Raw genomic sequence first — 12,129 nt, 5'->3', positions numbered from 1 at the left:
CTTGCTTATCCCTGCTGCTAACCAGCTGCGGGTGAATTCATCATCTGATATTGATTAGTCAAATTGAGAAAGGAAATGCGATGCCCTCTTTTGAGATCATTAGCAAGCTTGCGGAGCGATTAAATTGCTCTATTACTTTTCTCTTAGAAGAAGTGGCTTCGGAAACCGTTTCTCCTCCTCCCTCCATTCCTACTCAATTGGTAAGGGCGGAACAATATCTTGAAAGCAATTTGTTAAATGAGTTTCTAAACATAATAAAGAGTATAGAAATCACAGAGGAAGAAGCTGATTTAAAAGCCCAACTCAATAACAAAAGCAAGCGCACAAAAAAATGAGTGAATTGTATATCCTTATAGCTGAAGCTTATTATCACCAAAAAGATTTTGAGACCGCTTCGTATTACTACAGGCAAGGCCTCCCTGCTCAATAACAAAAAACCTCAGGGCTTCTTCCAGATGGATAAGGTCCCTGGGGTTTAACCATTATATTTCCACTTATGGCTCATAGCGCTCCATAATGATGACCGCATTGTGGCCGCCAAAACAAAGGAATTGCCTTAAGTATCAAGGATTGTAATAATGCAACTTATTTGGGTAACGTACATCAGGTGTAACAACAATACAATCCCCCATCATGGTCAAAAAAGAGAAAGAAAAACCAGAAAAAAAATCCTGGAATTTTTCCGCTTTTTCTTTAGGCTGTCACATCAAAACGCTTTGGCTGCCAATATGGCTTGCCGGATTGCTGATTCCTTTATGCTCTGCGCTTGGTCCGGCTGCTCACTGATACCTTCAACAAAGATAGCCTGCACATCGTCAATGCCCAGTAAATTCATGATAGCTTTTACATAACTATGGCTGTACTCTACATCTTTGAACTTCCCATGGGAGAGAACCGTGCCGGAAGCCTGAATGTGCATCACTTTTTTGTCCTGCTGCGTCCCAATCAAACCGGACAAACCCCGCAGCCCATTATCGGCTCGCTTAATAGTTTTTCCCGGAACTATAACCGCGTCAATGTACGCTTTCAGAACCGACGGGAAAGAATAATTCCATACCGGATTGACAATGACGATTTTATCCGCAGTCATGAATTGGTCCGCAATCTCGCGCATTCGCACCGCTTTGACCTTCGATCCCTCGCTCAGTTCATCGAAAGAAAGACCACTTGGTGGCTGCCCCCAGCGTCTTAGAAGATCGGCGTCGATTTGCGGAAGATCCATGCGATACAGGTCCAAATGAATGACCTCATCTCCTGGATTGGCCTCCTGATAGGTTTCGATAAACTGTTTGCCGACTGATAAGCTGTATGTACCGTCTTTTAAAGGATGCGCGGTTACGTACAATACAGTTGCCATGATAAATCCACTCCTATGTTATGATTAAAATAATTGAGGATACAATGCTATTAATAGCAATTCTAGCTATGCTGTTCGTGGATATGAAAGAGCTTCCCCTACTCCATGACTTCCACTGTCTGGTAAACATTCAGCAGTGGAACTTTTTCGAGTCCTATTGAAAATCCGCTGAATATTATCATTACTAACTCCCTTTTTAATGTAATCATTATAGTTACAGAAAAAAATGAGTGTCAAGAGGGATCTTGAAATGCAGACACCAATTTTTTGACTTTTATTGGTCGTTCATAAACTGCATACCCCACAGGAAGACCGCTTTTCTCAAAGATGTAAAACAAAAAGAAACCGTCTTGGTAAATGGAAGTGCGACCCACCATTTACGAAAGGAACGGTTTCTTTGTACTATCACCTTGTTCGTGTTGTCAATGAGGCTGTCCATCGTTTGGACGATCAGATTTTCAGGGAGGCTATCACACCTAAGTTTCTAAAGAATATGCGAGAATCTGGTCTTTCGTTAGACTCTTTCCTTTGTTCCAAATATCGCGTATTTCCTGTTCAATTAAAACATGTTGAAGATCAAGAAGCACTGCATTATGCTCCACGGGAAAATTCGGAACGGCAGCAGCTCCGAAGCTTTCGCGACATTTCTCAGCAGCACTCAGAAGGATGACCGCTTCTGGATAAGCCTTCTTTGCCCATAAAGCTATAGCCAACCCTTCTATTCCGCGAGAGAGAATCCATGTCCCTTTGTAAATTTGGCTGATCGCAATGCTTTTTTTGAAGCATTCAATGGATTGATCGGTCTGCCCAAGTTTCAAGGCAGCATAACCGAGGCTTTCGTACGGACCGGGTACTTCCCATTTATCCTGAACCGATTCGAAGAAGTACACGCTCTCTTTTAGAAGCATGGATGCTTCATGATACTCCTTTTGTTCCAGCTTTAGCTTTCCGTAAGCATGCAACGAAGCCGCCAAATTCCACATGTCCTTCGTTTTCCTGGCAATATCAACGCTCTCCTTAACGAGAGGCTCGACATCTTTCAAAAGTAGCTGGTTGATATAAATAAATGCCATGAGACGAAGAGAAGAGGCTAATTGTGCAGAATGGTTCAGATCACGGGCGAGCTCAGCGCTGCGTGCAGCTGAAACCATGGCTTCTTCAACGTTTCCTTGAACCAATTGAATGACGCCCCGCCCATGCAATGCTTTGGCAAAATCTCCACCAGGCAGTTCTTTATGAACGGTACTTTCCAGAAAACGATTAAGCCAAAAAATCCCCTCCTTTAATCTGCCTTCATGAAGCCAGAACCAGTAAAGGTTTGAAACCATATGAAATCCAATTGAGTTGGTATGTGCATCATTCTGATAACACCATTGCATGGCTGAGCGCAGGTTTGCATATTCTCGTCTCACTTCATCAAGGCAGGCATCACGCTCGCGAGTCCTGAACTTGGCCTCGGCACGATTCAAAATTTGGCTGTAATATTGAGCATGACGTTCAAGAAGAACATGTCTGTTACGGCCGTCAGTTTCTTCCCGCATCTTCTCGCCAGCATATTCCTTAATGGCTTCCAGCATGAAATAACGGATATAGCGGTAGTCATCACTGGTTTCAATTGAGACGAGTGACTTGTTGACCAGTCCGGATAACAGATCAAGCATATCTTCCCGAGCAAGTTTATCATCACGGGTGGGCAATGCGGGTTCGCAGCTACAGATCCGCTCCACTGCCTCCAACGTAAACCCTCCCGAAAATACACTGAGCCTTCTCAGAAGCAGTTGCTCCTTGCCGGTTAGTAGATCGTAGCTCCAATCGATTGTAGATTTCAGCGTTTTTTGCCGAGGCACAGCATTTCGTTTTCCAGCAGTCAATAATGTCAGCAGACTCGCCAGACGTTCTTCCATCTGTTCTAATGTCAACATACTCATTCTGGAAGCCGCAAGCTCAATGGCTAACGGAATCCCTTCTAATTTTTTGCATATGGCACCTACAAGCTGCAAGTTTGCCAGCGTGGGTTGAAGCTTAGGAGCAACCAAAAGCGCACGTTCCATAAACAGTTGCACGGCTTCAAATTCCTTGATTTCTTCTTCGGAAAGCACCTCCAGCGAATACTCCTCACCTGGAAAGGATAACGGGGGAATCCGATAGACGTATTCCCCCGAAATGTTCAAGGCTTCTCGGCTCGTGACCATGATGCTTAGTGTTGGCGCAGCCATCAGGAGTGATTCAGCTAAAGCCGCGCATGCATCAATGATGTGTTCGCAGTTGTCGAAAATAAACATCATTCTTTTCTCGGAGATTACATCTAATATGGTTTGGAGATCAGTTCGATTCCCTTGATTTTGCAGTCCCATAGTGGATAACAGATACTGGCCCAAAAAATGATGATCCTTTACGGCGCCGAATTCGAACATCCAAATACCGTCCGGATACGTTTCAGCAAGCGTTGAAGCGACTCGAACAGCAAGTGATGTTTTCCCTATCCCTCCGGGTCCTACGATTGACACAAGGGAATGGAACTTCAGCTGTTCTTTCAGGTCAGCCATGGATTGGTTTCTTCCTATAAAGAGAGAAGGAGGCTTCGGTAACTGACTTTGCCTTGCAAGTGAAACGGCTTGCGTGGCAACCCGACCTTCCTGCGCGGAACCTTCGAACGAAGCAACGGTTTCAAACCAAGTGACATCAAAATCCGGAAACTCCCGTTTTGTTGCAGAGCGCACTTCCGAAAAGCGTTTTACTGCAAGCCAAAGCTCCTCAGCCTCTTTCCGCTGGGCTCCCTCCAGGAAGAGTCCTTCCTCCAAAAAGACTTGAATCAAACGTTTGAGGCTGCCAACGCTGGGAAGACGATCTCCGTTCTCCCACTGTTGAACGGTTCGTGGATCGACGCCAACTTGCCTTGCCAAGTCAACTTGCCGTGTTCGTTTGGAAAGGTTATGTCTAGCGGGCCTGGAACGAATTTTTTTAATCCAATCATGGGGCCAATCTTTCAAAGATTTTTCGTCTTCCATCTTATCACCTGGCTTCAATAGTTTGAGCATCTCTGACACGAACTAACACGAACTCATGTACATTCGTGTTCTGGATTTTAACAGATAGAATAAAGCATATCAACAAAAAGAGGAGGTAATCTACATGCCTTTAACGCGTATCGTCACGTTGGAAGGACGTTCGAGCGAAGCTAAAGCCCGTATTAAAGAGGCCGTCTCGCAAACGATCGTGGACAAGCTGCAAGTGCCTGAAAATGATCGTTTTTTGATTATCGAGGAACACAACCGAGAGAACTTCAACTTTGATCCAAACTGTCTGGACATTGAAAGAAGCGATGGATTTCTCATCGTTCAAATCATTTTGAATGTCGGCAGATCGTCTGAAGTAAAAAAAGAGTTCTATGCGGCATTAGCTGAACAACTGCATGAGCAGTGCAACATTAGAACCGAGGATGTTTTTATCAATTTAATTGAAGTCACGAAAGACAACTGGTCTTATGGCAACGGCATCGCCCCTTTTATTGTTTAAATCGTAATTTTATATAAGAAGGAGAGAAAATATAATTATGTCGACTATTCTTTATATCACTGCGCATCCTGGTAATCCTGAAGCATCTTACAGCCTTTCCGTTGGCGAGCAATTTGTACAAGCCTATCAAGAAAGTCACCCAGAAGATAAGATTGTGCACGTAGATCTGTATCAACGAGACATTCCGCATATCGATGCAGATGTATTGGAGGCATGGGGCAAGCTTCAAACGGGAGCATCGTTTGATCAATTGACTGCCGCGCATCAAGAAAAAATAACCCAACTGAATCATTTGCTCGAAGAGTTTGTCACTGCGGACAAGTACGTGTTCGTTACACCCATGTGGAACTTTTCTTACCCTCCGGTATTGAAGGCATACATTGATTCCTTTTGCGTCAGAGCCAAAACATTCAAATACACGGAGAATGGCCCCGTTGGACTGCTGCATAACAAAAAAGCATTCCACATTCAAGCTAGCGGCGGCATCTATTCGGAAGGTCCTGTGGCGGAACGCGAGAATGGAAGCCGTCATTTGAAGACGGTTTTGAATTTTGTCGGCGTAACAGACTTTGATAGCCTATTTGTGGAAGGTCTGTCCACGGCGGGAGACCGCGCTCCCCAAATCAAAGCCGAAGCAATTGAAAAAGCGCGCAATGCTGCGAAGAATTTCTAAGAGTATGTTTCGATAGCGATTGGAGATTAGTCAATATCGTGGCAATGGTTTGTTACATCACATTAATAAACCCGGCACCGCCGATTTGACCAAGGGGGAAGAAAAATGAAAGTATCTTATCATGGACATTCCGTTGTAAAAATCGAAACCCATGGCACAATTATTCTTATTGATCCTTTTATTACAGGCAACTCCAACACCGATCTGGAAGCAGCCGACGTGCAGGCTGATGTAATCCTTCTGACCCATGGCCACGGGGATCATGTTGGAGATACTGTGGAAATTGCAAAACGAAATGACGCGCTGGTAATCGCATCGGCAGAGCTAGCGGATGTTCTCAGTTGGCAAGGTGTACGAACCCACGCCATGAGCATTGGGGGAGCTTATCAATTCGAATTTGGAAAAGTGAAATTAACCCAGGCTTTTCATAGCTCAAGCCTCGTTAATCTGGAGACTAAAACAATCATCTATACGGGAATGCCTACAGGGATTCTGTTCACAGCAGAGGGCAGAACGATTTACCACGCAGGAGACACAAGTTTGTTCTACGATATGAAGGTGATTGGAGAACTCAGCAATATCGATTTGGCATTTCTGCCGATCGGAGACAACCATACTATGGGTCCAGAAGATGCTGCGCTGGCAACTGAATGGCTTCAAGCGAAACAAGTTGTGCCGATCCATTTCAATACGTTCCCTCATATCAAACAAGACCCTCACTACTTCGCCTCGCTTCTAAAGGAAGGGGTAGGGAAAGTGTTGGAACCGGGAGAAGGGCTCGAGTTGATTCCCTGACCTGCTAGTTGAATTTAGTTATTTCCAAAAAATCAAAAGCGGGCGCTCTCGTCTGTTGGACGGCGCCCGCTTTTGATTTTTTAGATTTTAATGGTTAACTTTGGAATCAACTGCTCTTAAGAAGTATATTTTAGGTCTTAGAGGATAAAATATGCTTTATCAATAAAGCAAGGGGGTTAACTTGTGTTGTTAGGTTGGTTTAGAAACGTTCTGAGACCTGAAAGAAGGCGTAGACAAGATAGTGAAAAGTCCAATCAGCAAACAACTGACCCCATTAATCCGTCATTGCCCCAAACTCTGTCTTTACTCAAATCGAAACTCGGACAAGGTCCTGATTTTATCATTCGTAATTTTTCCGAAAATCCTGCCCATGCCGGTCATCTCGCAGTATGTTATATCGAGGGATTAATTGATCAAAACTTACTTTCCGATTTAATGGAAGGTTTAATTACAGAAAAACTCTCTGAATCTTCCTCTAAGCTTGGTGAAAATAGCACGGTCTCTCTATTAAAGAAGACAATTCCAGCAGGAAATATTCAAATGATACATTCGCAAAATGAGGTATATCAAGCCATTCTCTCCGGGAATGCTGTCATTGTCATCAACGGAAACAACTATGCTTTGGCAGTTTCCATCGCAGGCGGAGTAAGACGGGCTATTCAGGAACCCAGTACTCAGACCGTAGTACGGGGTCCTAAAGAAGGATTTACAGAGGATGTCTCAACTAACATTACACTGATCAGAAGAAAATTGCGGACACCTGACCTTAAATTTGAAAGTCACGTTATTGGACGATATACACAAACTAAAGTCATATTAGCTTACATTGAAAATGTCGCTAATCCAGAAGTAATACGGGAAATTACAAAACGGCTTCAATCCATTGATACAGACAGCATACTTGAAAGTGGCTATATCGAAGAATTCATACAGGATGAACCACTTAGTCTCTTTCCCACCATGCTAAACTCAGAGCGTCCGGATACTGTCGCAGGTAGCCTTTTAGACGGACAAGTAGCTGTTCTGGTTGATGGGACGCCATTCGCTCTGATTGCACCTGTAACTTTCTTCAATTTCTTTCAAACGGCCGAAGACTACTACCAGAGATATGACATTTCAACTTTTTTAAGGGCTCTTCGTGTGGTATCTTTTCTAGTCTCATTGTTGCTTCCCTCTCTATTTATAGCCTTGACGACTTTCCAACAGGAAATGATCCCCACCACGCTGTTAATTACGCTGATGGCTCAACGGGAAGGAACTCCTTTTCCTGCATTAATTGAAGCATTAATGATGGAATTGATGTTTGAAGTGATTCGTGAAGCAGGTGTGCGAATGCCACGGGTCATCGGACCAGCCGTTTCCATTGTAGGAGCTCTGGTTATCGGGCAGGCAGCGGTGCAAGCCGGACTGGTCTCAGGTGCAATGGTTATCGTTGTTGCCTTCACTGCTATATCGAACTTTGTCATCCCGTATTTTGGTATGGCTTCAGCAGTCAGGTTGTTGCGTTTTGCACTTATGCTACTGGCGGGGGCTCTGGGCTTATTCGGTATTCTGATAGGAATTATCCCCCTTCTTGTTCATCTTGTATCTCTCAAATCATTCGGAGTTGATTATTTTGTGCCCTACAGCCCCACCTTTAAATCTAATATGAAGGACCTTATCATCAGAGCTCCGTGGTGGGCTATGAAAACCAGACCTAGCGAAAAATCAGGCCATAACCAGACAAGACAGGCAGCTCACCAATACCCTGTTAGTTCGGATGAAATCAAAAATAATGACAAGTCTGATACCCAAAAATAGGAGAGATCAATGGTGCGGCAATTAAGAGTTAGTTATGTTCTGTTTATTGCAGGGTTATTACTTACAGGGTGCGTAGATCGTACAGAATTGAACGAATTAGCCATCACAACAGCAACTGGAATTGATGGCCATAAGGGCGACTGGATCAATACCTATCAAATCATAATTCCATCAGCTATGACGACTGGATCAGGTGGTTCTTCCACCGGGGCATCGCAAAGCGCTGTACATACCTTTTCTACACATGGAAAAACATTGAGAGAAACCGTTACGAAGAGTAGCCTGGAATACCCGCGTAAACTATATTTTGCCCAAAATAATATACTCGTTATTGGAAAAAAAGCAGCAGAACAAGGCATTGAAGAGATTATTGATATTTACCTCCGCAACCTTGATTCACGAGAAACTGTAAAAGTATTCATTGCCAACGGAGAGGCTCGTGATTTTTTAAAAAAGCTTGTACCACCAGAGAAAATTCCTGGTCAAGCTTTAGAAAAGATTATAGAAAGAGATAGCAAATTAGGATCAATCTACCCCGCAATATCCATGTATGAATTTATTTCGAAAATTAGCTCCGATAGTGGCGCAGCCGGAGTTCCAGAAATATCTCTTGAGGGTTCAGAGCCGGAGAAACTAAACTCTGTTGATGTTTTCAAGGAAACCTCCGCCAAAAGTAAACTCAAGTTATCGGGTTTAAGCATTTTTCAGAAAGACAAGAGAGTCGGCTTCCTAAATGAAAAGGAAAGTATGGGGGTTTCATGGTTAAACAACCAGATTAAAAACACTACTGTAAACTATGTGGATGGAAATGTTACGTCCGCTTTCCTCATCCGGAAAGCCAAGATTAAGGCTACGCCAATCAAGAATTTAAATCATTATTACCTAAACGTTGACGTTAAAGCTACCGGTGATCTTCTGTCAGCCTCTTCCCAAAGAGAAATGAAAAATATGCAAAGTACACATCAATTGCAGATGCAAGCAGCAGAAACGATCAAATCGCAAATTCAGGAAGGCTGGAAAGCCTTACAGCAAAAGAATATCGACCTTATCGGTATTGGAAATAAAATTCATCACAAGTATCCAAAAGACTGGAAAAAAATAAAAGAGACGTGGCCTGGAGAGTTAGCAAACATGGATATAAAAATAGATGTAAAAATGAAGCTTGCACGTCCAGGATTATTCGAAAAATCTTTTAACGAACTGTGAAATGAGATAAACAGGGAGAGGTGAATTGAAGCCATGCGTCAAAATAAAATCCGAGTATCCGAGTTGATCATTTGTATGTCTTTATTTGAAGTTGGAAGTACAACTTTGTTTTTAATGGGGGCTGAAGCAAATCAAGATGCTTGGTTAGTCATGTTGATAGGAGCTTTAGCAGGACTACTTCTGCTAAAGCTCCATCTTGTTATTCACTATCAAGATCCTGAATTAGATTTGTTCATGTTGTTTCGCCGTTACACTGGGAAATATGTGGGTACACTCATCAATTTACTTTTTGTGATGTATTTTACATATGAAGCTTCTCGGAACATACGCGATTTAGGCGAGGTGACAGTAATGACTTTGCTCCGCCAAACCCCTTTGTGGATCATCATCTTGATCACAATCGTGGTTGTATCCAACACGGTTCGTTACGGCTACAAAGCATTTTTCTTATTTTGCTTGTTCCTTTTCCCTTTTTTTGTACTTGGATACGCCATAATTAGTATATTAATTCCGGCAACTGGTCTCTTTCACTTGGAAAATTCCCTTCCAGTTTTAGAGGAAGGATGGAAACCCATATTTAAAGCCGCTATTCCTGAGCTTATCTCCTTTCCATTCGGACAAACTGTGTTATTTCTTGTATTTTATCCGCTTGTACATAAAGGCCGGAATCTCACAAAACCCGTTTTCTTTGCCTATATAATGACCGCACTTGCTCTAACATTTGTTAATCAATTGGATATTTTTGTTCTCGGACCCAAGATCGCCGCCAATAGCACACTTCCTCTTTTGGAAACCGTTCAGTTGATTGAATTAGCAGATCTGTTCGAACGAATGGATGCCCTTTTCACCTTGCTTCTTTTTCTTGGCTTGATCATCAAAATGTCTTTATTTTTTAACGGTGCAGTGATAGGACTTGAAAAAATAACCGGAGTCGGATTTAAAAAATGGATTCTTCCCCTTGCTGCACTTATTTACGGGCTTTCTTTTCTGTCGCCTAACTATACTCATCACATGGTAATCGGTCGAAAATTTGTTCTTAATTCCTGGTTTCCTATTTTTCAAATTCTTCTCCCTTTGTTACTATTTGTGGTTATTGTCATCAAAAAAAGAAATCTAAAAAGCTGAGACCTTTTCATTTATGGAGTGTATCGATAAGGTACATTCTCGCTTCATAAGGGCGCATTTCTATTTCAGACATGTTACTTGGATAATTGGATATTAGCAGCTGCTTAGTCTCTGCCAGCTCTTTCTGAAGTGGGAGATGGGTTGTGTATTTTTGAAAATTACATACTACAAGTAGTTTGGCTCCTTTCAGCGTTCGAGTGTACGCGAACAAATCTTTATTCTTGGGATATATCAGCTCATAATCCCCATATATGATCACTTCATGATCTTTCCTTAATCGGATTAGTTTCCGATAATAATGGAATATGGATTCAGGGTTATTTAAACTTTCTTGTGCATGGATGTCCTTATAATTCGGGTTTACTTTAATCCAAGGATTCCCTAATGTAAAACCAGCGTTGTTGGAAGCGTCCCACTGCATTGGTGTTCGAGCGTTATCACGACCCTTTGCAAAGACTGACTCCATAACTTTGTCTTCAGGGTATCCTTTCTCAATTCTATCTTTGTAGAAATTTAGTAACTCAATATCCCGATAGTCTTCAATTGGATATTGAACATTCGTCATTCCTAATTCTTCCCCCTGATAAATGTATGGTGTGCCTCGCATGCCATGAAGAAGGGTTGCCAACATTTTAGCCGATTCTATCCTGTATTCTCCGTCATCTCCCCAACGAGAAACGATTCGGGGTAAGTCGTGATTATTCCAAAACAAACTGTTCCAGGCATCCCCCTTCAGCTCTGTCTGCCATTTAGACAACACTTTTTTTAATTCTAGAAAATCTAGAGGCTTAAGATCCCACTTCCCTTTCCCCGCTTGTTCGTCCAAACTAATATGTTCAAATTGAAATACCATTGAGAACTCACTGCCGTCCGGGTTGCTATACAATTTGGCGATCTCTGGCGTAGCGCCCCATGTTTCTCCAACCGTCAGCAGGTCTCCAGCTTTTTGAAACGTCTCCTTGCTGAGTTCCCTGATATACTTATGCAGATTCGGCCCGTTGCTGGTAATTTTCAAATCTGGCTCTTTTCCGATTAAGTCAATTACGTCAAGTCGAAAACCGCCTACACCCTTGCTTATCCACCAATTGATCATTTCGTAAATCTCTTGTCGGACTTTTGGGTTTTCCCAGTTGAGATCCGGCTGTTTTACAGAAAAAAGATGTAAATAATATTGTCCTATCTCGGGTACCCATTCCCATGCTGAACCACCAAAGATGGAACCCAAATCGTTTGGTGGCATTCCTTCAACGCCATCTCTCCAGACATAGTAGTCATGGTACGGATTTTCTTTACTTTTTTTTGCTTCTTGAAACCATGGATGCTCATCGGAAGTATGGTTTAACACCAAATCCATTATGATTCGAATGTCACGTTTCCCAGCCTCATGAATTAACATCCCCATATCATCCAAAGACCCGAACATCGGATCAATATCCCGATAGTCCGAAATATCATAACCAAAATCATCCTGAGGGGATTTACAAACTGGTGATAGCCAAATTGCACCGACACCGAGTTGCTGCAAATAGTCTAGACGGGAAACAATTCCTTTCAAATCGCCGATTCCATCACCATTACTATCTTGAAAACTCCGTGGATATATCTGGTATACAACGATTTCTTTCCACCAATTTTTATTTTCCATTGTTCATTACAA

10 protein-coding genes are annotated in these 12,129 nt (G+C 42.6%); 7 read left to right on the top strand and 3 right to left on the bottom strand.

Annotation, left to right across the window (positions count from 1 at the left end):
• Positions 1-50 precede the first annotated feature (50 nt).
• Entirely contained in the window at positions 51-335 is a 285-nt protein-coding gene (locus MKY98_RS12750; protein ID WP_141695491.1) for a helix-turn-helix domain-containing protein, read from the top strand.
• 371 nt (positions 336-706) lie between these two features.
• Here the strand turns inward: MKY98_RS12750 and MKY98_RS12745 are convergent, their stop codons facing one another.
• Both MKY98_RS12745 and MKY98_RS12740 read right to left on the bottom strand, forming a co-directional pair.
• Positions 707-1,357 carry an FMN-dependent NADH-azoreductase gene (locus MKY98_RS12745; protein WP_039274885.1) on the bottom strand — a complete coding sequence of 217 codons (651 nt, stop codon included), beginning with the start codon at positions 1,355-1,357 and terminating at the stop codon, positions 707-709.
• Between the two features lie 476 nt (positions 1,358-1,833).
• Complete coding sequence (locus MKY98_RS12740; RefSeq protein WP_069011458.1) at positions 1,834-4,365, bottom strand: NB-ARC domain-containing protein; 2,532 nt, start codon at positions 4,363-4,365, stop codon at positions 1,834-1,836.
• A gap of 124 nt (positions 4,366-4,489) precedes the next feature.
• Between MKY98_RS12740 and MKY98_RS12735 the strand changes: the two genes are divergently transcribed.
• The 6 genes from MKY98_RS12735 (at position 4,490) to MKY98_RS12710 (ending at position 10,472) form a co-directional block, all read left to right on the top strand.
• Entirely contained in the window at positions 4,490-4,873 is a 384-nt protein-coding gene (locus tag MKY98_RS12735) for a tautomerase family protein (protein WP_029515310.1), read from the top strand.
• Positions 4,874-4,910: 37 nt separating this feature from the next.
• A complete protein-coding gene (locus MKY98_RS12730) occupies positions 4,911-5,546 on the top strand; it encodes an FMN-dependent NADH-azoreductase (protein WP_029515311.1) in 636 nt (211 codons plus the stop codon).
• A gap of 105 nt (positions 5,547-5,651) precedes the next feature.
• Positions 5,652-6,341: a metal-dependent hydrolase gene (locus MKY98_RS12725; RefSeq protein WP_341010932.1), complete on the top strand. Its 690-nt coding sequence runs from the start codon at positions 5,652-5,654 to the stop codon at positions 6,339-6,341.
• Positions 6,342-6,524: 183 nt separating this feature from the next.
• On the top strand, positions 6,525-8,141 hold the full coding sequence (locus MKY98_RS12720; RefSeq protein WP_069011460.1) for a spore germination protein: 1,617 nt from the start codon (positions 6,525-6,527) through the stop codon (positions 8,139-8,141).
• A gap of 9 nt (positions 8,142-8,150) precedes the next feature.
• Positions 8,151-9,347: a Ger(x)C family spore germination protein gene (locus MKY98_RS12715; RefSeq protein ID WP_069011461.1), complete on the top strand. Its 1,197-nt coding sequence runs from the start codon at positions 8,151-8,153 to the stop codon at positions 9,345-9,347.
• Positions 9,348-9,380: 33 nt separating this feature from the next.
• Positions 9,381-10,472: a GerAB/ArcD/ProY family transporter gene (locus MKY98_RS12710; protein ID WP_069011462.1), complete on the top strand. Its 1,092-nt coding sequence runs from the start codon at positions 9,381-9,383 to the stop codon at positions 10,470-10,472.
• 7 nt (positions 10,473-10,479) lie between these two features.
• Here the strand turns inward: MKY98_RS12710 and MKY98_RS12705 are convergent, their stop codons facing one another.
• The gene (locus MKY98_RS12705) at positions 10,480-12,117 is read right to left on the bottom strand and encodes a glycoside hydrolase family 13 protein (RefSeq protein ID WP_069011463.1); all 1,638 of its coding nucleotides are present in this window, start codon (positions 12,115-12,117) and stop codon (positions 10,480-10,482) included.
• Positions 12,118-12,129: the final 12 nt, after the last annotated feature.

This window comes from Paenibacillus sp. FSL M8-0228, from assembly GCF_038007385.1.
Lineage (GTDB): Bacteria > Bacillota > Bacilli > Paenibacillales > Paenibacillaceae > Paenibacillus > Paenibacillus polymyxa_D.
This window is presented reverse-complemented; position numbering and strand designations above follow the sequence as displayed.